Annotated in this window: 18 protein-coding genes; 13 read left to right on the top strand and 5 right to left on the bottom strand. The window is 47.1% G+C overall.

Translation table 11 applies throughout. The features are described 5' to 3' along the window. Positions 1–119: 119 nt before the first annotated feature. Positions 120–2036 carry a tRNA uridine-5-carboxymethylaminomethyl(34) synthesis enzyme MnmG gene (mnmG, locus tag QUA90_RS19575; protein WP_333447225.1) on the bottom strand — a complete coding sequence of 639 codons (1917 nt, stop codon included), beginning with the start codon at positions 2034–2036 and terminating at the stop codon, positions 120–122. An 83-nt stretch (positions 2037–2119) separates the two neighbouring features. Further along, positions 2120–2473 carry a transcriptional regulator gene (locus QUA90_RS19570; RefSeq protein ID WP_333447223.1) on the bottom strand — a complete coding sequence of 118 codons (354 nt, stop codon included), beginning with the start codon at positions 2471–2473 and terminating at the stop codon, positions 2120–2122. Between the two features lie 189 nt (positions 2474–2662). Here QUA90_RS19570 and QUA90_RS19565 point away from each other — a divergent pair, with 189 nt between their 5' ends. From QUA90_RS19565 to QUA90_RS19525, 9 genes are all read left to right on the top strand, one after another. Beyond that, positions 2663–2992 (top strand): hypothetical protein, encoded by a 330-nt coding sequence (locus QUA90_RS19565; protein ID WP_333037185.1) that lies wholly within the window; start codon positions 2663–2665, stop codon positions 2990–2992. Between the two features lie 199 nt (positions 2993–3191). Next, on the top strand, positions 3192–4721 hold the full coding sequence (gene psbB / locus QUA90_RS19560; RefSeq protein WP_333080405.1) for a photosystem II chlorophyll-binding protein CP47: 1530 nt from the start codon (positions 3192–3194) through the stop codon (positions 4719–4721). Between the two features lie 143 nt (positions 4722–4864). Further along, entirely contained in the window at positions 4865–4960 is a 96-nt protein-coding gene (locus QUA90_RS19555; protein WP_006635641.1) for a photosystem II reaction center protein T, read from the top strand. Positions 4961–5154: 194 nt separating this feature from the next. Next, on the top strand, positions 5155–5712 hold the full coding sequence (gene nrdR / locus QUA90_RS19550) for a transcriptional regulator NrdR (RefSeq protein WP_333447229.1): 558 nt from the start codon (positions 5155–5157) through the stop codon (positions 5710–5712). Positions 5713–6351: 639 nt separating this feature from the next. Then, positions 6352–7455, top strand: a complete 1104-nt coding sequence (locus QUA90_RS19545; protein WP_333447221.1) for a 30S ribosomal protein S1 — start codon at positions 6352–6354, stop codon at positions 7453–7455. Positions 7456–7816: 361 nt separating this feature from the next. Beyond that, entirely contained in the window at positions 7817–9226 is a 1410-nt protein-coding gene (locus tag QUA90_RS19540) for an adenylate/guanylate cyclase domain-containing protein (protein WP_333447219.1), read from the top strand. A 233-nt stretch (positions 9227–9459) separates the two neighbouring features. Next, positions 9460–13674 carry a chemotaxis protein CheB gene (locus QUA90_RS19535; RefSeq protein ID WP_333447217.1) on the top strand — a complete coding sequence of 1405 codons (4215 nt, stop codon included), beginning with the start codon at positions 9460–9462 and terminating at the stop codon, positions 13672–13674. Between the two features lie 197 nt (positions 13675–13871). Then, complete coding sequence (locus tag QUA90_RS19530) at positions 13872–14255, top strand: endonuclease domain-containing protein (protein WP_333447215.1); 384 nt, start codon at positions 13872–13874, stop codon at positions 14253–14255. A 276-nt stretch (positions 14256–14531) separates the two neighbouring features. After that, a complete protein-coding gene (locus QUA90_RS19525) occupies positions 14532–15272 on the top strand; it encodes an HAD family hydrolase (protein WP_333447213.1) in 741 nt (246 codons plus the stop codon). A 197-nt stretch (positions 15273–15469) separates the two neighbouring features. On the opposite strand, the gene QUA90_RS19520 is transcribed toward QUA90_RS19525, so the two are convergent. Together QUA90_RS19520 and tsaD are read right to left on the bottom strand one after the other, a co-directional pair. Next, the gene (locus QUA90_RS19520) at positions 15470–15961 is read right to left on the bottom strand and encodes an N-acetyltransferase family protein (RefSeq protein WP_333447211.1); all 492 of its coding nucleotides are present in this window, start codon (positions 15959–15961) and stop codon (positions 15470–15472) included. 53 nt (positions 15962–16014) lie between these two features. Then, the gene (gene tsaD, locus QUA90_RS19515; protein WP_333324268.1) at positions 16015–17088 is read right to left on the bottom strand and encodes a tRNA (adenosine(37)-N6)-threonylcarbamoyltransferase complex transferase subunit TsaD; all 1074 of its coding nucleotides are present in this window, start codon (positions 17086–17088) and stop codon (positions 16015–16017) included. A gap of 330 nt (positions 17089–17418) precedes the next feature. Between tsaD and QUA90_RS19510 the strand changes: the two genes are divergently transcribed. The 4 genes from QUA90_RS19510 to ilvN all read left to right on the top strand — a co-directional run bounded on the left by QUA90_RS19510 (position 17419) and on the right by ilvN (position 20186). Beyond that, positions 17419–17907: a Photosystem I reaction center subunit III gene (locus QUA90_RS19510; RefSeq protein ID WP_333447209.1), complete on the top strand. Its 489-nt coding sequence runs from the start codon at positions 17419–17421 to the stop codon at positions 17905–17907. Positions 17908–18025: 118 nt separating this feature from the next. After that, the gene (gene psaJ, locus QUA90_RS19505) at positions 18026–18154 is read left to right on the top strand and encodes a photosystem I reaction center subunit IX (RefSeq protein ID WP_333037175.1); all 129 of its coding nucleotides are present in this window, start codon (positions 18026–18028) and stop codon (positions 18152–18154) included. A gap of 348 nt (positions 18155–18502) precedes the next feature. Next, positions 18503–19315, top strand: coding sequence for a carbon-nitrogen hydrolase family protein (locus tag QUA90_RS19500; protein ID WP_333080387.1), 813 nt, complete (start codon positions 18503–18505; stop codon positions 19313–19315). Positions 19316–19667: 352 nt separating this feature from the next. Further along, on the top strand, positions 19668–20186 hold the full coding sequence (gene ilvN, locus QUA90_RS19495) for an acetolactate synthase small subunit (protein WP_333210829.1): 519 nt from the start codon (positions 19668–19670) through the stop codon (positions 20184–20186). Between the two features lie 169 nt (positions 20187–20355). On the opposite strand, the gene QUA90_RS19490 is transcribed toward ilvN, so the two are convergent. Then, positions 20356–23901 (bottom strand): EAL domain-containing protein, encoded by a 3546-nt coding sequence (locus tag QUA90_RS19490; RefSeq protein WP_333447207.1) that lies wholly within the window; start codon positions 23899–23901, stop codon positions 20356–20358. Between the last annotated feature and the right edge of the window lie 210 nt (positions 23902–24111).

The following is a 24111-nucleotide window of genomic DNA, read 5'->3' as shown; positions in this document are numbered from 1 at the left end:
TTCTTACTCCCTCCCCTTGATAAGGGGAGGGTTGGGGTGGGGTAAAAAGTTTACGACTCCTGCAAGGATTGCTATATTTCATAAAATTGAAGGAAGCCTTGAGACACCTCTAGTGTAAATTATTTACCTACACCCGCTGGCTGCTGACGGTTTCGCACTTCCAGAAAAATCAACAAAGCATTAACATCAGCCGGATTCACCCCGCCAATTCTCGCCGCTTGGCCAATCGTCAGCGGTTTCACCTTAGCCAACTTTTCCCGCGACTCTTTCGAGAGAGTTGTAATTGCCATGTAATCCAAATCCGCAGGCAATTGTCGGCGTTCATGTCTGACAATTTCATCAATTTGATTTTGCTGTTTTTGCAGATAGCCAGAATATTTAATGTCAATTTCCGCACCCTCTTTCTCAGCCAACTTCAGACTAGAATTTCCTAAATTGTAGCGTTCCAAATCCACATAATGAAAACCAGGACGACGCAACAAATCAGCAAGAGTAATCGAACCTTTAATCGCTTGTTGAGTGCCCGCAAAAATTGCCTTGCCAACTTCCTCGTGCTCTTTCACCCGCGTCGAGTACAAGCGTTCCTTCTCTGCCACAATATTAGCTTTTTTCCGCTCAAATAACTCCCACCGGCGATCGTCAATCAAACCAATTTCCCGTCCCAGCGGCGTCAAGCGTTGGTCAGCATTGTCCGATCGCAATAATAGCCGATATTCCGATCGCGAAGTCAACATCCGGTAAGGTTCCCGCAAATCCTTCGTACACAAATCATCGATCAAAGTGCCGATATAACTTTGCTCGCGAGGAAACACTATCATCTCCTGATTTTTCGCAAACCTGGCTGCATTAATCCCCGCCACAATCCCCTGTGCAGCCGCCTCCTCATATCCAGTCGTACCGTTCACCTGACCCGCGCAAAACAGCCCTTCGATCTTCTTAGTCATCAGCGTTGGAAAGCACTGAGTAGCCGGCAAATAATCATACTCCACAGCATAAGCAGGGCGCATCATCTCGCACTTTTCCAAACCAGGAAGAGTCCGCAGCATTTGCAATTGCAAAGTTTCCGGTAAACCAGTAGAAAATCCTTGGATATAAAGTTCAGGAATATCTCTACCTTCCGGTTCGATAAAAATCTGGTGACTTTCCTTATCCGCAAAGCGCACAATCTTATCTTCAATACTTGGACAATAGCGCGGCCCCTTCGCATCCACCCAGCCGCCGTAGACTGGAGAAAGGTGCAAATTGTCTCTAATTAACTGGTGAGTTTCAGGCGTAGTTCGAGTCAAATAACAAGGCATTTGTTCCCGTTCGATCCAAACTTCTGGATCGAAACTAAACCAGCGAACCTCTGTATCTCCCGGCTGCGGTTCTAGGTTGGTGTAATCGAGAGTACGTTTGTCAACTCTTGCCGGAGTTCCAGTCTTCAATCTGCCAGTTTCAAAGCCCAAACGGTTGAGAGTTTCCGTCAAGCCAACGGCGGCAAATTCTCCCGCACGTCCGGCGGGCATCGACTTATTGCCTACCCAAATCGTGCCACCTAAAAAAGTGCCTGTGGTCAGAATTACTGCTTTGCATTCAAAAGCGACGCCGAAGTATGTTTCAACTCCGATAACTTCTTCGTTTTTTCCCAAAACTAAGTCTGTCACCATCGCTTCCCGGATGGTCAAATTCTCTTGGTTTTCGACAATATTATTCATTACAGCGGCGTATTCCCGCTTGTCAGTTTGTGCCCTCAGCGCCCACACTGCGGGGCCTCGCGAAGAGTTGAGGATGCGTTTTTGTAGGTAGGTGCGATCGGCCATTTTGCCAATTTCCCCGCCTAACGCATCAACTTCGTTAGTGAGTTGGGTTTTAGCCGGGCCACCGACAGCAGGATTGCAAGGTTGCCACGCAATTTTGTCGAGGTTGAGGGTGAGGAGAAGGGTGCGACAGCCGAGGCGAGAAGTGGCGAGGGCTGCTTCGCAGCCGGAGTGTCCGCCACCTACTACGATGATGTCGAAACTGTCTTGGAATTCTACTGGTGTTTGTGCGGTCATTCGATTTTAGATTTTAGATTTTAGATTTTAGATTTTAGATTGAAGAATAGACATCCGGCAAAATTAGGTTTTAGTTTCCTCAATTAAAACTCTTCCTCTCCATTAGTGTAGCTGCTTTCTTCAAACATCGATGTTAATCCAGTAATTTTTACGGGGGGTCGATCTTTGAATTCTACGACAAAGGACAACTCCCCACCCATTGCCGCGATATAACTTTGCAAAGTAGATACCAACAAATCCGCACGGCGTTCGAGTCGCGACACATTTTCTTGACGCATTTTTAATAATTCTGCCATGCGAATCTGAGTAAATTTCCTTGCTTTTCGTAAGTTTTGCAAGGTCATTTCTTCAGCCATCAACTCAATCGATCGCTTTTCGACTATTGCTCGTTGTTCGGGAGGCAAATTCTCCATAATAGTCTTCAGGCTAATTGTCATCTGTTTCTTGCTCGATTAACTTATTCTAATGATCTGTAAATCTACTATCTGCACATAGCATATTATAGGCAATAGTCGATCGAATAACCATATTTAATATGCACGCTTCGCGCCTTCGCGGTTCAATAATTCCGTAATCAGGCAGTTTTGCGCTATGTTAGACAAAAAAATCTCAACAAGCGTACACAAGTGAAATACTTCTTCTTATCCGACGGCTGGAAAGTTGGGCGCGTCTGGGGCGTAGGCGGCGAGTGGAGTCACGCCGCCTGGAGGCGGCCGCCGGACATCCAACAGCTCAACCTCTGTCTTTCCGATCGCAACGAAAAAATGTGGCTCTACCGCGTAGAAGACGCCGTACTCATGGTAGAAGTCCAACCAGCAGTCCGTCCCGATCCCGCCGATCCCGCCAAAAATATCGGCAACGTCACCCTCACCAGACTGATCGATGCCGAGCAAGTCCTCGAACGCCTCGGGACGATCGCCGCCCGCTGCGAAATGGGCAATCCGCAACTAATGTAATGCTCAACATATTGCAATCGGTTCTAACACTCGATACACTTCTTTAAATAACTTTCATTTTTATGCCTCCACCTTTGAAGGTAGATGGCAGTCGGCAAAAGGCAGAGTTTTAAACCCTACAGGTAACTGCTGGGGATTCAGAATCTGATTTTTCCGTAAAAATAGACATCATCACTTACACCTTGGAGAACCGCAGTCAATGGGACTACCCTGGTATCGCGTACACACAGTCGTCTTAAATGACCCAGGCCGATTGATTTCTGTACACTTAATGCACACTGCCCTCGTGGCAGGTTGGGCCGGCTCAATGGCCCTTTATGAACTAGCAGTTTTTGATCCCACAGACCCAGTTCTCAACCCAATGTGGCGTCAAGGGATGTTCGTGTTGCCCTTCATGACTCGCTTGGGAGTTACGGGTTCTTGGGGCGGTTGGAGCATCACTGGCGAAGGTAACGTCGATCCGGGCTTCTGGTCCTTTGAAGGCGTCGCCGTCGCTCACATCGTTCTATCGGGCCTGCTGTTCTTAGCAGCAGTTTGGCACTGGGTATTTTGGGACTTAGAACTTTTCAGAGACCCTCGCACCGGTGAACCAGCCCTTGACTTGCCAAAAATGTTTGGCATTCACCTGTTCCTCTCCGGCTTGCTTTGCTTCGGCTTCGGCGCATTTCACCTTTCGGGACTTTTTGGCCCGGGAATGTGGGTTTCCGACCCCTACGGCCTGACCGGTCACGTCCAGCCAGTGGCACCTGCTTGGGGCCCTGAAGGCTTTGACCCGTATAATCCGGGCGGCATCGTGGCTCACCACATTGCAGCGGGCGTAGTCGGCGTAATTGCCGGTTTGTTCCACTTGACAGTGCGGCCGCCGGAACGTCTTTACAAAGCCCTGCGGATGGGGAATATCGAAACTGTACTTTCTAGCAGTATCGCTGCCGTGTTCTTCGCAGCCTTTGTGGTTGCGGGTACGATGTGGTACGGTTCTGCTGCGACTCCGATCGAACTTTTTGGCCCGACTCGCTATCAGTGGGACAGTGGCTATTTCCAACAAGAAATCGATCGCAGAGCTCAAGCTAGCTTGGCCGGTGGTCAAGGCTTCCAAGAAGCTTACGAACAAATTCCTGAAAAATTGGCTTTCTACGACTACGTGGGCAACTCTCCTGCTAAAGGCGGTTTGTTCCGGGCCGGCGCGATGGTCAATGGCGACGGTATTGCGAAAAGCTGGCTGGGCCATCCAGTATTTACTGACAGCGAAGGTCGGGTATTGTCGGTTCGCCGCCTCCCCAACTTCTTTGAAACTTTCCCAGTAATTTTGACGGACAAAGATGGGGTCGTTCGCGCTGACATCCCCTTCCGCCGTGCTGAATCAAAATACAGCTTTGAACAAAGCGGAGTTACCGTCAGCTTCTACGGCGGCGAACTTAACGGTCAAACCTTTAATAATCCTCTAGATGTTAAGAAGTTTGCTCGCGCTGCTCAAAAGGGTGAAGTATTTGAATTCGATCGCGAAACCTTGAACTCTGACGGCGTTTTCCGCACTTCGACTCGCGGTTGGTTCACTTTCGGACACGTTTGCTTTGCTTTGCTGTTCTTCTTCGGCCATATCTGGCACGGTTCTCGGACTATTTTCCGCGACGTGTTTGCTGGAGTTGAGGCTGACTTGGAAGAACAAGTCGAGTGGGGCCTGTTCCAAAAACTGGGCGACGTGACCACCAGAAGAGAAGAACCTCTCTAAATTTCGCCAGCCTCTGGCTAGCCGGGAAACATCCCCGGTGTAAAAAAACCCGGTTTCTTGAAGAAACCGGGTTTTTTTAGTTAATAATAAAACCAACAATTAAGATAAGATAATACGGCAAGGGAAGATAGGGAAAATTTAACATGGAAAGCGTTGCTTACATTTTGATTCTGGCTTTAGCCATAGGCGTACTATTTTTTGCGATCGCCTTTCGGGAACCTCCCCGGATTGGCAAATAATTAGCTATACGCCTCCAGCAAGTCCAAAATATCTTAAACCGGACTGCGGTTAGCCCGCATCATAGTGATCTAATTTGGTGCGGGACTATTTCACTGCTGTGTGCTAAGTGATTTTTCTAGTCCAGCCATTCATCAGACCCCAGGCGGTTAGATGAATGGCAATTTGCTGGCAATGCCTGTTAAAATCAGCAATCATGCGCTGTTCCTCCTGCCAACACACAAATAGTCGCGTTCTAGAATCGCGTTCAGCCGAATCAGGTCAAAGCATCCGTCGGCGGCGCGAGTGTTTGAGCTGCCAGCACCGCTTCACAACTTACGAACGCATAGAATTTGTGCCGATTACGGTGATCAAGCGGGACGGCAAGCGCGAATCTTTTGACAGGTCAAAATTAGTTAGGGGATTGATTCGGGCCTGCGAAAAAACCGGTTTGTCTTCGGGGCATCTCGAAACTCTGGCGGAAGAAATTGAGGCCCAACTCCAAGGTAGATCGCTCCGAGAAATCGCCAGTTCAGAAATAGGGGAACTGGTGCTGTTGCACCTGCGGCCGCTCAGCGAAGTCGCTTATGTCCGTTTTGCCTCGGTATACCGCCAATTTCGAGGCATCCGAGATTTTGTAGATACCCTAAATCACCTTCAGAATCCCCTCAACGAAGCTGAAGATACAGAAACGGAGACAAATTTTGACGCAGATTTGCCGGATTCCGAAGCAGTCGATCGAGAAAGCCCAGCATCCTGCGCTACTCCTAGCTAAGCTCGCTTAAATTAATTTATCGAAATATTCTGGGAGATTGAAAACCATGTCGCGAGGAAGGCCGGGAGAAATAGCGACTCAAGGGACTCTCATTGGAGCGAGTGTTCTTTTTTCTCAGTAAGAGTGCTGGGTGTGATATGATCGTCATCGGTCTAAAATAGAGTATAACTAGACAACGTAAAAACTTAACTGGATTAGTTGAGTGCGTAGTCACACCTAACGGTGTTGCAGTTTAGGAAAGCTCGCATTTGAACAAAACCTAACTACAGATCGGTGACTAATTAAATACGGTAGGGCATACCGAAATTTACGCTTCTGGAGAAACCGACCTCTACTTAGACTGGAGTAATCCTGTCGCCAGCAAGTCGGCTCGTTGAATGAAGAATCTCAGTTTATTTATACCTGAGAGTGTCAAAATAGTCTACTTGACTCGGAATGTTAAGATGCAACGTTTTAACACAGAGTATGGAGTAACAGTAATGGCAAGCGCTGGTGTGCAGTTGCACCCGGCAAAAGTTAGCGAAAACTGACTTTAGTAAAAGATTTTGAAAAAAGTTAATCGCTTTTTCACCAAAATCTCTAATATCTGCCGGCACAAACGAAAAACATGAAGGAGAGAAATCCTAGGAAACTATTCGCATGGTCAATCTCAAAACCACAGTCAAAGACATCGGCTTTACTCACGAAGATTTTGCAGCCCTACTTGATAAATATGACTATCACTTTAGCCCGGGCGATGTAGTAGCGGGTACAGTTTTTAGTATAGAACCCAGGGGCGCTCTGATTGATATCGGTGCTAAAACAGCAGCGTACATTCCCATTCAGGAAATGTCCATCAATCGAGTGGAAAGCCCTGAAGAGGTATTGCAATCAAACGAAACCAGAGAATTTTTCATCCTCACCGATGAAAATGAAGACGGACAATTAACCCTGTCCATCCGGCGCATCGAGTATATGCGGGCGTGGGAAAGAGTGCGACAACTCCAAGCAGAAGATGCCACAGTACGATCGCAAGTATTTGCCACTAACCGCGGCGGCGCACTCGTGAGAATAGAAGGCTTGCGAGGCTTTATTCCCGGTTCTCACATCAGTACCCGCAAACCGAAGGAAGAATTAGTCGCCGAAGAATTACCATTAAAATTCTTAGAGGTAGACGAAGACCGCAACCGCCTAGTGTTGAGTCATCGTCGCGCCTTAGTTGAGCGCAAGATGAACCGCCTCGAAGTCGGGGAAGTCGTCATCGGTACAGTACGCGGTATCAAGCCTTACGGTGCCTTTATCGACATCGGCGGCGTCAGCGGCTTGCTGCACATCTCGGAAATTTCGCACGATCACATCGATACGCCTCATAGCGTTTTCAATGTTAACGACGAAGTGAAAGTGATGATCATTGACTTGGATGCCGAGAGAGGCCGGATTTCTCTCTCCACCAAGCAGTTGGAACCGGAGCCTGGAGCGATGGTCAAAAATCGCGAATTGGTATACGAAAAAGCTGAGGAAATGGCAGCTAAGTTCCGGGAGAAAATGCTGGCTCAAAAGCAAGCTAAAGCAGGCATAGACGTTCCTGTAGACTCAACTGATGCTGATGATGACCTCTCCGACGAACTCGAAGATGTGCCCTCAGCAATGGAAGAGGATCTGCCGGAAGTAGCAGTGGAAGCAGCACCCGAAGCAGCACCCGAAGCAGCACCCGAAGCCGTATTAGATGTAGAGGAAGAAATCCCTCCTGCGACGGAAGAATAACATCTTAGTTAGTGTGATTAAAAGAGGGAAAATTCCCTCTTTTTTTTTTGAGTTAGTCATTAGTTATTAGTCATTAGTCGCTGCTGGCGGGTTGACGATTCCCCATTATTAATTACCGAAATATAAGATATTTCTGTAGCTCGATGCAGCGATCGCACTTGGAATTAATACAAGTTGCAGATCGCTCTGCCTAAATAGGCATAGCCTTTATGCTGCTAATTTGTTAAGATTTACAAACATCAGGGACATCCGCACAAGTGCAAACTCATCAGCATTCTCAGGCAAAAACAAACTAGACAAGCAAATTACACAAAATAATACTTAGAAATTTCTTGCCCTGACGCTCAAAGGCAAGTGGATCATGAACATCGAACTATTAAAAGAAAAATTAGAACAGCTAAAAAAACGTCCCAATTCGAGCAAAGGAACGATCGACCAAATCGAAAACTGGTTAACCGGTTCCCACATTTTGCAGAGATTGAGAATTAATCCTTACTACCTAGCAGGCGGTACAGTCAAGAATATTAAAAGAATTACTTCGGAATTTCTGCACGGAGTGAAAGCCGGTGCCTTCGACTTGCACTGGGATATTCACTGCCCGCACTGCAACATGATTACAGAAGAATTTAAGGATTTGGCAGACACATCAGAAATGTCTTTTTGCCCGATGTGCGAGCGCGAGTTCAACATTGATTTGCTCGATCGCGTGGAAGTCACTTTTTCCCTGAACAAAGAAATCGAAGACCCGCAACTGCGGCCCGTCTGCGCTCCCCCTCCCGTACTCCAGAGCAAACTGCAACTGGTAACACCTTTATACTGCACCGAATCCGAGATAGTTAGCTTAGAAAAAGGTCGATATCGCTACTGCTGTCCCCTGACTTTAGCTAAAGGGATTTTAAAGGTGGAAGGCGAAGAAACAGAAGAGATACAAGAAATTCAACTCCAGCAGTTGGCCGGCCCAGATTTCGATAAAAAAGAGCTTGCCGTGCGTCCGGGAAAACTCAAGATAGAATTAACTAATAGCGAACACAATTTGTCGGGGCTGATTTTGCATTCAGATGAATTGCCCGATGAATTGACAGTAGAACAACTGCCCCTGCGGCTGTCAGGAATGCAACTGCTTCATCACCCGGATTATAAGCGTTTGTTCGGCGATCGAGTAATCTCGGAAAGAGAGCGAGTCAAGATTCGGGCGATTACTATTATGTTTACTGATATTACCGGTTCTACCAGAATGTACGAAACACTAGGAGATACCAAAGCTTACAATATTGTGCGCGATCATTTTGAAATTTTCTTTGAGTCGATCGAGAAATTTGGCGGTAAAGTCATTAAAACCATCGGCGATGCTGTCATGGCTTCTTTTATCAGCAACGAACAAGCAATTATGGCTGCCACTGCTGCTGTAGCCTGTTTGAGAGAGTATAACTCAACTCGCCAACAACCAGAGTGGATTCAAGTCAGGATTGGCATTCACCGAGGCACGGCTTTGCTGGTAAATCTTAATAACTCGATCGACTATTTTGGCTCGACAGTCAACAAAGCCGCCCGCATTCAAAATCTTTCTAAAAGTGACGAAGTTTCATTTTCCGAAGAAGTTTATCATGACCAAGCATTTTTAACAGCATTAAAAGCTGCTGGAGTCTCCGAAATTCAAAAACGAGTAGAAGATTTAAAAGGAATACAAGGCGCACAAGTCGCTTATACTGCTAGAATTAATACGGAATCAGTAATCCCGCTGTCTGCTACACTTGTCGGTGAAAAAAGCTAAGTAGGCAAGCAGATATACTACTTGGTTATTGCCAGCCTCTCGTTACGATCGCCCCAACAGCAGATAGAGTTGTTCGAGAGCGCTCAGATCATGGCTCCAACAGTATACTTACTCATTAAATGAGTTGCATAATACCCATAACTTAAGGTATACTTAAGTATAGTACGGGTTCTTCAGCAGCATCTTGCGAGAACTGTAGGTTGCTGAATAGCTGAAGTCCTCGACTTCATAGCATGACTTCTCCTCAATTATCTCCAGAAAATACACCCGAAGCCATCGCACCAGCCGCCCTCGACAGCGAACAATTAACCGAAACCGATGCCCCCTTTCCCATTGTTGGAATTGCCGCCTCAGCAGGAGGGTTGGAAGCATTCACGCAGTTACTCAGCCATTTACCGGCCGATACGGGTATGGCGTTTGTGCTGATTCAGCATTTAGATCCCAATCACAAAAGTCTGCTTAGCGAGATTCTCGCGAGAACCACCCAAATGCCTGTGAATGAGGTAAAAGACGGCGTAGCTGTAGAACCCAATCAAGTCTACGTTATTCCGCCTAACACCAAGATGGTGCTATCTAAAGGCGTCCTGCAACTATCACCGCGCGAGAAGGTTTATGGCAAATATATGCCGGGAGATGCGTTTTTTACCTCATTGGCGATCGATCGCGGGCACAAAGCGATCGCCGTAGTATTATCCGGGGGAGACGGAGACGGTTCACTCGGGCTCAAGGCAATCAAAGCAGCCGGAGGCATGACTTTTGCTCAATGTCAAGACACAGCAAAATTCGATAGTATGCCGAATACCGCTGTTGCGACAGGCAATGTCGATTTCGTTCTGCCACCGGAAAAAATTGCCGAGGAACTGGCAAACTATAGTCACAATCCCCTTCTCACTGGCCCGCTTGCCATGACAAAAGTTGAGGAATCGCCCGAACAGGGAGATGCCCTGGCTACTATTTTTGCGCTGCTGAAATCCACCACAGGCGTTGATTTTAGCCAGTACAAACCCAGGACGATCGCTCGACGCATCCAGCGACGGATGGTGTTGTACAAGCTGGAAATCTTGGATGATTACGCCCAACATCTTCGATACAATTCGGCTGAAGTCACAGCCCTGTATGAAGAAATCCTGATCCACGTTACCAGTTTTTTCCGCGATCCCGAAGCCTTTGAAAAGTTAAAAGAACTGGTTTTCCCCACGATTACCAAAAATAAATCGGCCGAAACTCCGATTCGGATTTGGGTGGCGGGATGTTCGACAGGTGAAGAAGTTTATTCGATCGCCATTTGCTTGTTAGAGTTTTTGGGCGATCGAGCCATTCAGCCACCGATCCAGATTTTTGCCACGGACATTGGCGAACACGCTATCAACAAAGCGAGGTGTGGCGTCTACTCAGAAAACCAGATGGTAGATGTTTCACCAGAACGACGTACTCGCTTCTTTATTGCCGAAGCAAGAGGTAGCTATAGAATCAGCAAGGCAGTCCGCGAACTTTGTGTATTTGCCCGACAAGACTTAGGCAGTGACCCGCCTTTTTCCAATATCGATTTAGTTAGCTGTCGCAATGTGCTGATCTACTTGGGAGAGTCATTGCAAAAAAAAGTGATGCCGATTTTCCATTACAGTCTTAAGCCAACGGGCTTTCTCCTGTTAGGCACTTCTGAGAGTACCGGAGAATTTTCCTACTTGTTTACTTCAGTGGATAAAAAGTCTAAAATTTATGCCAAAAAGTTGACTGCGACTCGTCCCCATTTTTCGTTTACGCCGAGTTCCTATCCCGTCGCTAAAGCACGTGAACGGGAGGAAGTGAAAAACAATTTTACGAATAGCTTGGATTTACAACAAGAAACTGACCAACTGATTTTAAATCGATATGCCCCAGCCAGTGTGGTTGTCAACGAGCAGATGAAAATCCTGCAAGTGCGGGGAGACATCGATCCTTACTTGAGAGTGGTAGCCGGAACGCCCGACTTAAACTTGCTGGCAATGGCAAGGGCAGGCTTGCTGGTTGAGCTTCGCACCGCGATTTATCAGGCACAAACGCAGAACGTAACCGTTAGGAAAGAAAGGGTATTGCTTGAATCGGGCGGACGATCGAGTATCGTCAATTTTGAGGTGATTCCGTTCCGGCCACAGGCCATCGAAGGACGCTACTTTTTGGTGGTATTTGAAGAGGCTTCACCTTCGGTGCTTAACTTGATCACCCTCCCTTCTGAAAGCTTCGAGCAACCTGATTTAGTGCGCGAAATTGAGCTGCTGAGGCAGCAACTTGCAGCCGCTAACCAAGAAAAAACTGCGGCTCAAGCCCAACTGCAAGCGGTGATCCAGGATCAGGAAAGTCTCAACCAAGACCTCAAAGTTGCGAACGAAGAAATCCTATCGAGCAACGAGGAGTTGCAAAGCACCAATGAGGAGTTAGAAACTGCCAAAGAAGAGATTCAAGCCACTAACGAGGAACTCACTACCACTAACGATGAACTTCGCAGCCGAAATATTGAACAAAGCCTGGTCAATAACGATCTGATAAATTTGCTTTCCAGTATCAATATCCCTATCTTAATGCTGACAAACGATTTACAGATTCGACGTTTTACGCCAACGGCACAGCAAATTTTTAGTGTGATTCCCACAGATGTTGGACGACCCTTTAGCGACATCCGTTCAACTCTGAACGTTCCTGACTTGGAACAGATGATTTTGGAGGTGATTGATACTCTCCAGACGAAAGAACAAGAAGTTCAAACTTTATCGGGATATTGGTACAACCTCCGCATTCGTCCTTACCGGACAACGGAAAACCAGATTGACGGTGTGGTGATGGTTTTGCTCGATATCGATGCTCTTAAACGCAGTGCCAGAACCTTGGAGGAGGCCCGAAATTATGCTGAAACTATTGTGGAAACTGTGCAAACGCCTTTAGTCGTCCTAGATGCTGATTTCCGAGTGAATAAAGCAAATCGATCGTTCTATGAAATGTTTCAGGTTTCACCGTCAGAAATAGCAAAATTTTCGCTGTTTGAGCTAGGCAACGGGCAGTGGAATATCCCCCAAGTGCGATGGATTCTGGAAGATATTCTGGTGAGTGATGTTCAGCTTGAAAACTTTGAGTTGGATCACCTGTTTGAGCAGATAGGGCAGAAAACCATGCTGCTGAATGCTTGTAAACTTGAACGAGAAGACCAAGCTTTAATGATTCTGTTGTCGATCGAGGATATCACGCAGCGCAAGCAGTTTGAGACAGTACGATCGCAGTTATTACTGCAGGAACAGTTTGCCCGCCACCAGGCAGAAACAGCCAACCGTAGTAAAGATGAATTTCTGGCGAATCTCTCCCACGAATTACGCAATCCTTTGACTCCGATCCTGGGCTGGGCACAAATTCTGCGTTCCGGGAAACTGAAGGAAGCAGCCGTTAATAAGGCTCTAGAGGTGATCGAGCGCAGCGCGAGGGCGCAATCTCAGTTAATCGAAGATATCCTGGATATTTCCCGGATTACGAGTGGCAAGCTTCAACTGTGCATTTGTCCGATCGATCTGCGGTTAGTGGTGCAAGCGGCGCTGGAGGGCGTTCAATTATCAGCCGAAGCAAAAAACATTCAAATTGTTTCGCAGTTGATTTCTACGACTGTTTTAGGGGATATCAATCGCTTGCAGCAAGTTGTGTGGAATCTCCTGTCTAATTCGATTAAGTTTACTCCGGCGGGGGGACGAGTGGAAATCATGCTATCGACGATCGAGAATCATGCTCAACTTCGAGTCAGCGATACAGGAAAAGGCATTGAGGCACAATTTTTGCCGTATATTTTCGATCGTTTCCATCAAGGCGATTCCAGCAGCGTGAAGGCGAATCAAGGGTTGGGATTGGGTTTATCGATCGTGCGTCACCTGGTTGAATTGCACGGGGGAACGGTGCAAGCCGAAAGTCCGGGTGAGGGACAAGGAACTACAATGACTGTGAGATTGCCGTTGCGATCGCTGCCTCAAGAGTTGACAGCGGCGATCGATTTAAAGTCAACTGCTTTGGTAGGGCCTTTAAACGCCTCTAGCGATCGCGTCCCCTCTCTAGAAGGCTTGCACATTTTAGCCGTAGACGATCAGATCGATACGCGCGACTTCTTACAATTTGTGCTTGAAGGCTACGGGGCGGAGGTTTTGGCAGTTGCATCTGCCAGAAGTGCGATCGCTGCTTTGACTGAAAATCCGGGCAGATATGATTTGCTAATCTCCGATATCGGAATGCCAGAGGAAGATGGGTATTTCTTAATTCGAGAAGTGCGAGCTCTTGCTGCGGAAGCCGGAGGAGAAATCCCAGCCGCAGCGCTGACTGCCTATGCGAGCGATAAAGAACGCGATCGGGCGATCAAAGCCGGTTTTCAAAGGCATATGGTTAAGCCCATCCAGCCGGTTGTACTAGGATTAATGGTGGCTAATTTAGTAGGACGATTTTAAATATTTTGGAGTGTTGATTTATGATGTTTGAGATTAGATTAGGCAGTTAAACTCTTGTCCCCTCTTAATACCAATTTAATCTGAAGTTGCACATATCTCGATCCCCCTAAATCCCCCTTAAGAAGGGGGACTTTGAGAAGAATCTTGTCCCCCCCTTAAGAAGGGGGGTTAGGGGGGATCGATCCGAGATTAGGAGGATGACGATCAAATTAAACGACTCGAATTTCCACCTACCTTACAACCCAAAACTCATCCCTATCGCCAAGGAACTTCGGAAAAATCCAACTCCAGCCGAAAAGAAACTTTGGGAAGATTTTCTGAGAAATTTCCCTTTTAGAGTTTTGAGACAGCGGCCGATAGACAATTTTATTGTAGATTTTTATTGTGCTGCTTTAAGATTGGTAATTGAGGTTGATGGCGAGAGTCATTTTACTGAACAGGGGAAACAATATGATGCGGAAAGAACAGGGATTTTCGAGGGGTATGGACTGCAAGTTGTCAGGTTTACGAATGTTGATGTGTTGCAGTGTTTCGAGGGAGTTTGTCAGGAGTTGTTGGGTGCGTGCGATCGTCATTCTTAGGGCCAGATATCCCCTAAACCTCCTTAATAGGGGGGGGGACAAGAGTACGATTAATCTCGTAATAGTTAAGGCCAGATCCCCCCTAGCCCCCCTTAATAAGGGGGGGACAAGAGTACGATTAATCTCGTAATAGTTAAGGCCAGATCCCCCCTAGCCCCCCTTAATAAGGGGAGTAGGGGGTGGGACAAGAGAGTTAGGTTGCGCTAAAAACAATTGCTAAAAATACCACAATATGAGACTATACAAAAAAATATAAAAATTACGGAGTTCAGATTCTTGGTAACTATTAAATGTCGGGGCATTACCTTCTCGAATATCCAAGCCGTAATCTTTGACAAAGACGGCACTCTAGAGGATTCTCAAGAATTTTTGAGATTGTTGGGGATGAAGCGAGCCCGCCTCGCAGACGCTCAAATTCCGGGGGTTGGAGAGCCTTTACAAATGGCTTTCGGCATCGAAAGTGGCAGCATCGACCCCACAGGCTTGCTAGCAGTCGGTAGTCGTAGGGAAAATGAGATTGTGGCGGCGGGATACATCGCCGAAACCGGCAGGGGATGGCTGGAATCTTTAACTATTGCGCGCCGCGCTTTTGACGAAGCTGACGAAATGTTTAAAAATAGTGCTGTTTCTCCTTTATTTGTCGGCAGTTTGGAAGTGCTGAAATATCTTTCGGAAGCGGGTTTAAAACTGGGAATTCTTTCGGCTGCTACAACAGAATCGGTGCAGAAATTTGTGAAACACCACGCCTTAGCCGAGTGGGTTCAGTTAGAAATGGGAGTTGATTCAACGGTTCATAAACCAGATCCGAAATTGTTTTTGCAAGCTTGTGAGAAACTCGGAGTAAATCCCGCAGCAACTTTGATGGTGGGAGATTCAGCGGGCGATATTCAGATGGGTAAAAATGCGGGCGCGGCTGGCTGTATCGGGATTTGTTGGGGAAAGGCCCAGGTTAGTCATTTGGAAAATGCTGATGTGGCGATCGCATCTTTGGATGAAATTACAATTTTAGCAGATTGAGCAAACATCAGAGCCTGGAAAATCTCGCTTCTACCGTAGTCTCGATCCCCCTAAATCCCCCTTAAAAAGGGGGACTTTGAGCGCTTCCTGTCCCCCCCTTCTTAAGGGGGGCTAGGGGGGATCGAGGCCTAATCGTCAAACAGCAGACCGGTATTACGTTTGACCTTAAGTTGACACCAATTGGCATTGCCGTTTCCCTACAGACAACGCAAACCGAGAATTACGACATCTCTTTCAAAGCCGTCAAGTTCGGCAACTTGTGGCAGATATCCCCACTGCTGAAAGCCAAATTTCTCAAACAATCTTACACTCGGCTGATTGTGAGCAAAAATTATGCCCATGAGAGTTTTAAGCTTCAATTCTGGACTCCGCACAATTGCCGATTGCAATAAATTTTGTCCGATTCCGCAGCGTTGGCGATCGGGTGCGACGTAGATGCTAACTTCTGCTGTATGCTGATAGGCAGCGCGGCCGTAGAAAAGCTGAAAACTCAGCCAACCAACAATATTTTGTTCTGATTCCATTACCCAAATCGGCCAGGAATTGGGGGAGTGTTCTCTGTACCACGGGAGGCGGCTTTCGACTGAGACTGGTTTTAAATCTGCTGTGGCCATTCTGCCCGGTATTGCTGCGTTATATATTTGAACAATTGCTGGCAAATCGCTTTCTTCTGCGTCGCGGATTTTCATCGTTTGGTTGACTGTTGACTAATGACTGTTAACTAATGACTAATGACTAATAACTAATGACTCTTGTACAGTTCCATAATATCGCTGACAGCCATCCGCGAATTTGCTCCCAAAGTCAGCGGTGATGTGTGTCCTCGCTGCAAGTGTTCGGCCGCCGCACAGCCAATCATGGCTGCGTTGTCTGTACAATATTTTAATGGCGGAAACAATACCCGCAAGTTGTGTTTTCCTGCTGCTGCTTGTAAGTGTTTTCGCAGTCCGCTGTTTGCTGCAACTCCCCCACCGACTACAATAGTGGTAAGCCCGAAATTTACGGCACAGTCGATCGCTCTTTTTGTTAAACCCTTGGCTACTGTTTCCTGAAAGCTGGCCGCAATATCATTAATTGTAGAGGCAGTCAAGATGCCTTCCTCACCCACATTGTTATTTTGTTTTTTGAGTTTCTGCACTAATTGCAAAACTGCGGTTTTCAACCCGCTAAAACTACTGTCGTAAGGATGGTAGCCGCCACCAGGTAAGGAAATTCTGCCTTCTGGTAGAGGGTATGCTTGGGGATTGCCAAGGGCGGCTAATTTGTCAATCAGCGGCCCGCCGGGATATCCTAGCTGTAACAATCTCGCGACTTTATCAAAAGCTTCGCCGGCGGCGTCATCGCGTGTTTGTCCTACTGTTTCATAAACGCCGCAATCTTTGACGTAAATAAAGCTAGTATGTCCCCCGGAAACTAACAAACACAAAAACGGTGGCTGCAAGTCGGGTTCGGTAAGGTAAGAAGCGTAGATGTGCCCTTCGAGGTGGTGGACGCCTAAAAAAGGTTTTTGATGGACTATTGCCAAGCTTTTCGCCGCTGTCAGCCCGACTAACAATGCACCTACTAAACCAGGGGCACAAGTCGCTGCAATGCCGTCAATTTCTGACCAACTCAGGTTTGCTTCACCGAGACACTGGGCTATTACCTGATTGAGCATTTCTAGGTGACTCCGCGAAGCCACTTCGGGCACTACCCCACCAAACTGCTCGTGGATTTTAATTTGTGATGCTACAACATTGCTGCAAACTTGACGATTCTTAACAATCGCTGCTGCTGTTTCGTCACAACTTGTTTCGATCGCGAAAATGGTTGCCATTAACTGGTAATTTTATTTGATAGGTTAGTTATTGCTAGCTTAGCTAATTCGGCGCAAGTCCCCCGATCTACCTGTAATCAGGTTATTGTTAAGGGATTTTTGCCCGATCGACAGGTAAGGCCATCATCTGATGCAAGGAAGGAATATCCTCGCGGTATTGCTAGCTCAGCATTGACCTATGAAAACGGGAATCCCTCATTCTATTGGGCTTTGCCACATCAATGATGGATACTTTACACTGTCAACAAACACGGTAATCTGGATTCCAGATCGGCAAGTTGAAATGCTTGTACAAAAACTTATTGTTTTGTAACAAAAGGAAACAATTCCATGCGACGATTGTTTGCTGCAATTTTAGTGTTGAGTGTCTGGTTCAGTTTTGCTCCAGTTGCTTCGGCTTACAATTTAGTGCCGTGCAAAGACTCTCCCGAATTCAAGGAACTGGCTAAAAATGCACGTTCTACCAATGGCGACCCCGCATCTGCGAAAGCAAGATTCGATCGCTATTCTCAAGCTATGTGCGGCCCGGAAGGATACCCGCACTTAATCGTAGACGGCAACTTGAGCAAAGCAGGGGACTTTTTGATTCCTAGCATACTGTTCTTGTATATCGCAGGTTGGATTGGTTGGGTGGGCCGTTCTTATCTGCAAGTTACCAAGAAATCAGCAACCCCAGAGGAAAAAGAGATTATTATCGACGTTCCTTTGGCAATCAAATGTATGCTGAGCGGCGTTTTATGGCCTCTGGCAGCTCTCACATCAATCACCAGCGGTGAAATGTTTGCCAAGGACGACGAAATTACTGTTTCCCCCCGCTAAAATTGGGAAATGGAGAAGAGCTAATAGCTAACAGTTAAGTAATTAACTGGCAATTAGCAATTAGCGCGCTTATCGATCGGCAATTACCAACTGTCTCGAATTTTCAGGAGCAGAATTCATGCAATACTTTGTCAAGTTTCTTTCGACAGCACCAGTATTGGCTATCCTTTGGATATCTATTCAAGCTGCGGCTTTAATTGAATTTAATCGCTTTTTCCCCGACCTGCTTTTCCATCCAATGCCTTAAGATTTGAGGGAAATTAGGTGGCAAAACCTAGGTAAAAGTTGAGAGTTTTGATTTTTGAATGATGAGTTACAGGTTAATTTAAAACTCAAATATCAAAACTCTCAAACTCTATAGCATTTCTCAGTAACATGAAGCGAGCATAGGGCATAGGGCATAGGGCATAGGGCATACCTCACAACGGTTGAAAACTTCTATAACAGTTGGGTGAAGACCAGCGCACACTAGGGAAAAAGCCCAGAGTCTCAAATATTTAGTTATTCAATTAGTTTCTAATGACAACTGACAACTGACAACTGACAACTGACAACTGACTAATGACAACTGACTAATGACTAATATTGTGAATCGATGAAGTCTTATCTCGCCGCAGCAATTCAAATGACTAGCTTGCCTGACCTGCAAAAAAATTTGGTTCAGGCAGAGGAATTAATCGACCTGGCAGTGCGTCGAGGTGCGGAGTTAGTTTCCTTACCAGAAAATTTCTCGTTTATGGGCGAAGAGGAGGAAAAAATTGCTTCTTCAGAGGCGATCGGCATCCAAAGCGAAAAATTCCTCAAAACGATGGCCCAGCGATTCCAGGTAACGATTCTGGGCGGCGGATTTCCAGTGCCGACGGAGGGGGGGAAGGTATACAATACTTGTTTGCTGGTAGACCCAAACGGCACTGAAGTGGCAAGGTACAGAAAAGTACATTTGTTCGATGTGAATGTGCCAGACGGTATTACTTACAGGGAATCGAACACTGTGAAAGCTGGTGAAGATTTGCCGCCGGTTTATGTGTCGCCGGAGTTGGGGACGCTGGGACTTTCGGTGTGCTATGACGTGCGATTCCCGGAAGTGTACAGGCATTTGTCGTACAAGGGGGCTGATATTTTGTTCGTGCCGGCGGCGTTTACTGCTTACACTGGCAAGGATCACTGGAAGGTTTTGTTGCAAGCTAGGGCGATCGAGAATACTTGTTATATGATTGCCCCCGCACAAACTGGCCGCCACTACGGCCGCCGTCAAACTCACGGTCACGCGATGATTGTAGACCCTTGGGGTGTGGTTTTGGCGGATGCTGGAGACGAACCGGGTGTGGCAATTGCAGAAATTAATCCCGATCGACTAGAACAAGTCCGCCGCCAGATGCCATCTCTGCAACACCGGGTTTTTCTGTGAAGGAATTTTGAGACCCATTGGGTCTCAAAATTTCAGTCCTACTGGGCCAACCGACCTGAAAAGTTTTTATTCGATCAAGTAATTGTGTAGGTTCGTACACACAATTACTTAGATCATGTGCGTGCGATCGACAACAATAAGCGGGTGGGGGCGGATTTACGCTGATCTATGAGTGATATTGTCGATCGGAGGTGACTCTGGCCCCGACAGCTTATATGATATTGTTTTTTCCTGCAGATGAACGGCCAATAACTCGCGATAAAATGTCTAAGGCAGGTTCAATGGGCGTGCACTTCTGCTAAAAGGCGAATTAGCGAAAGTAGAATTGCACGAAATGCGTCTTTTTGGAGAAATGAAACACACTCTTTCGGTTTTAGTTGAAGATGAAGCGGGTGTCCTCACTCGAATTGCTGGTTTATTTGCCCGTAGGGGTTTTAATATTGAAAGTCTGGCCGTTGGCCCGGCGGAACAAGGGGGAGTGTCTCGGATTACGATGGTTGTACCCGGAGATGACCAAATTATCGAACAGTTGACAAAGCAACTGTACAAGTTGATTAACGTGCTTAAAGTTCAGGATATAACGGAAATTCCCTGTGTGGAACGGGAGTTGATGTTGCTGAAAGTTAATGCTGCTAGCGGGGCGCGATCGGAGATCATTGAGTTAGCTCAAATTTTTAGAGCGCGAGTGGTGGATATTGGTGATGATACGCTGACATTGGAAGTTGTGGGAGATCCCGGTAAAATGGTGGCGATCGTCCAGGTTCTGAATAGATTTGGGATTAAGGAAATTGCTCGTACTGGGAAAATTGCCCTGACGCGCGAGTCGGGGGTAAATACTGAGTTTCTCAAGTCTTTGGAAGCGAAAGTTTAAGGAAGAAGGAAGAAGGAAGAAGGAAGAAGGAAGAAGGAAGAAGGAAGAAGGAAGAAGGAAGAAGGAAGAAGGTTTTAACTTCCACTGGCTAATTTCTAATTTCCAATTTACAATTCCAGATTCCCGATTCCGAATTAGCAATTCCCAATGATTCATTACCCATTACTCATTACCATTGGGGTTGACTTTCTATTAAAAGTGTGGCTGCGATGCTGTCTATCGGCTTGGAGAAAAAGTATCCTTGTCCGTATTCGCATTGCAGCGCCCTGAGTAAATTAAGCTGTTCGCTGGTTTCGATGCCTTCAGCGATTACATCCATACCTAAATGACTGGCTAAAATTAAAATAGTCTGTACAATTGCTTCGTTTCCTTCATCTTCAGTCATGCGGCTGACAAAAGCTCGATCGATTTTTAAAGCATCAGTTGGAAAGGTGTGTAGGCGGCTCAAAGAAGAATAGCCAGTGCCGAAATCGTCAATATATAATTGAATTTCTAAATTTTTCAATTCCGCGAGGATAGCCACTGCTGATTCGGCATTCTCCATGATGACGCCTTCAGTAATTTCTACCTTTAAAGTGCGGGGGTCAAGCTGAGTTTCTTGTAAAATTTCGCGAATGCGATCGATTAAATCCGGTTGTTTAAATTGTTGGTTAGAAAGGTTGACGCTGACAGTCAACGGCGGATTTTCTGGGAATTTTTGGTGCCACTGGTGGATCTGATGGCAAGCCGATCGCATCATCCACCAGCCAATAGGTATAATCAATCTAGTTTCTTCTGCTACTAAAATAAACTCGCCAGGAGCTACGACACCCCGCTGCGGGTGATACCACCGCAGCAGCGCTTCAAAACCGCTGATTCTACCAGTAACTAGAGAGACGATGGGCTGATAGTAGAGCTGAAATTCTTGGGAGTCTAAAGCGCGTCGCAGGTCGTTTTCCAGTTGCAAAAGGGCGACGGCGCGAGTGTGCATACTTAAGTCAAAAACTTCGTGGCGAGCTTTGCCCAATCCCTTAGCATGATACATGGCAGCATCTGCATCTCGGAGCAGTTCTTCAGGTCGATCGTACAACATGGGGAACGGGACATTGGGAACAGGAGAGTCGGAAGATAAGCAAGACAAAGAAGTTTCCCGATCGATATTTCCCAGATGTTCGGGACTCGACAGTTTGCTGGTTTCCCTTGAATACCGAGGCAAACCAGAACAAACAATCCCTATGCTAGCACTGGTAAAAACTTGATATTCGTTAAGGTAAAAAGGCTCTGCCAGTTCCGCTTGCACTCGTTCGGCAATCTGGATCGCATCCTCGGTGCTTTTGATATTTTCCAGCAAAATAGCGAATTCGTCGCCGCCAAGACGCGCAACGGTATCTCCAGCGCGCAAACAGATTCCCAGGCGCTGCGCGATCGCGATTAGCAACCGATCGCCCACTAAATGCCCCAAACTATCGTTAACAACCTTAAAGCGATCGAGATCGATAAACAGCACCGCAAACAAAATTTCGGGGCGGCGTTTTGAAAGATTGATCGCGTGCCCCAAGCGATCCATAAATAAAGCTCGGTTGGGCAAACCGGTTAGCATATCGTGCAAAGCATCGTGTACCAACTTATCTTCTGCTATTTTGCGGAGGGTAATATCTTCGACAGTGCCTTCGTAGTAAAGTAAATTTCCATCAGGGTCGCGAACTGCCCGGCCGTTCTCGGAAACCCAGATAGTAGTGCCGTCAGCGCGGTAAACTTGAGACTCGAACTCAGACACAAAACCTTGTTTTTCGATCGCACGCAAAAACTCGACGCGGCGGTTGGGATCGAGGTAAAGTTGGCGGTCGATGTTGCGTATGTTCGCGATCAATTCGGCAGCCGAGGAGTAGCCGTAAATTCTCGCCAAAGCAGGGTTAGCGCTGAGGTAGCGCCCGTCAGGCGTTATCTGGAAAATGCCTTCGATCGCATTTTCAAAGATACTGCGGTATTTCTCTTCCGCCTGTTGCAGTGCGAATTCTGCCTGCTTGCGATCGCTGATATCGGTCAACGTGCCGAGATAGCCTAGAACTTCCCCGCTTTTCGTCATTTCTGGCACTGCTTGCCAAAATACCCAGGTTGTGAAGTCACCGTTGCAAAAACGGTACTCTAACTTACAGGGCAACTTATCTGTGACAGCGCGATACCACTGGCTCAAAACACGATCGCGGTCTTCGGGATGCAAACTTTGCGCCCAACCTTCGCCTAGTGCCTTTGGTGCAGTCAGTCCCGCCATCTCCAAAAATCGCTCATTGACGTACAAGCAATCTCCAGCAGCGTCGGCGCGGAAAATCCCGACCGGCAGTATTTTTGCCAAGGTGTAATAGCGGTATTCGCTTTCTAGCAGTGCGCTGGCAGCTACTTTAGTCTCGGTGATATCAAACATGGCGCCTTGAAGGATGACAGATTTGCTTGCTTCATCGCGAACTGCGGTCGCTTGATCGCGGAACCAGACTACTCGACCGTTGCGGGCGATCGCGCGGTATTCTGAAACCAGCGACCCCTCGCAGAAGATATCTTCTCCATCGGTGAATTTCTGTGTAGCGTTTTCAACTAACACGCGGTCACGGTCTTCTGGGTGAACGAGTTTCAGCCACAGGTCGGGATCGGCTCTCCATTCAGCTACAGAATAACCTAGAAAAGTCTCGATTTGCGGGCTGATGTAAAGTTTGGCAGCCGTGCGGTTGAGGGGAGAAATGTAGGTGACAGCCGGCATTTGTTCTACCAGGGCGCAGTATTTCGCTTCTACAGTGGACAGTGCTGCTTCTAGGCGCTGCCGCTCTAATTCGGCGGCGGCCCGTCCGGCAAAGATGCTGAGAATTAATCGGAATTTGGCAAGATGTGCTTCCACCAGGGGGCGATCGTGGAAAATACAGATAATGCCTAAAGGTTCGCCGTAAGAGTTTTTCAGCAAGACTCCCACGAAACTGCGCGCACCTGTAACTACCGGTCTGCGGTCTTCTGGAAAGGTTTCCCAGAGGTTGTCTGGACAGGAATACATTCCCGCCTCCAGCACCCGCGCTTCGGGAGTATTGGCGGTGTCGCACTCAAAGTTTGGCTGCTGCTGTCCGTCGCTCCAAAAACTGATAACTTGCAATCTATCGGCAGCAGCATCAGTGCGTGCCTTCGACTTAATCGATTTGGCAGCGACGGCGGTGCGAACTCCGAGTGCTGAGGCTAAGTGGCAAACTAAGGCATCAAAGAATTCTGCTCCCCCCGGCGAATCAGTACCTGCTAGGATTTCGCCCAGCAAATCTTCCTCTAATTGCGCGAAAGCATTAACTTTGGGAGGATTCTCGGCATTCGGGCGATCGAGATTTTCCCCCATCGAACCCGAAATGCTCAGACTTAGGGTTTTGCTAGTTCCAGGCCCCACAATAGGCGAAGAATTCACTGTTAGGCGCTGTTGCTTGGGCAAGAATACAGCGCGGCCCACACCTAAAACTTTACCCAAGAAGCTGTCAGTTGCCGGCCACCGATTTGAGTTCGGGAAAATCACAAAGTTTTTCCGCATTTTCAATCCTGCAGATAAATCGTCCGGCTTTAAGTCGGCCAACTGCCGTTGCTCTTTGGCTAGCGGTAGACTGGAAGACCTTCGGTGCCACTTGAGACAAATCGCGGGCACCAAGGCTAAAGTCGCCGATAATCCCAGAAAATATGCAAGAATCTCAAAGTAAAAAAATAAATCTAGATCGAACATCGATTAGCACCGCTCGACAATTGTTGTAGTTATCTGAAGCCAATCTATTTAAAAATAACTAAGTATCGTCACGGATGGGTAACGAATACAAGGTCAGATCGCCGTGAAGGCGACAAGAGAGTTAACAGTTCACAAAAAACCTGGCAATACTTGACATTACCGAACTTTTTGTGGTTTTTTTCGTACAGGCTGAACCCGTACAGGTGAAAT

Source organism: Microcoleus sp. D3_18_C4, from assembly GCF_036702355.1.
GTDB lineage: Bacteria > Cyanobacteriota > Cyanobacteriia > Cyanobacteriales > Microcoleaceae > Microcoleus.
Note: the sequence above shows the minus strand (reverse complement) of the source record. Positions and strands in the feature narration are given on the sequence as shown.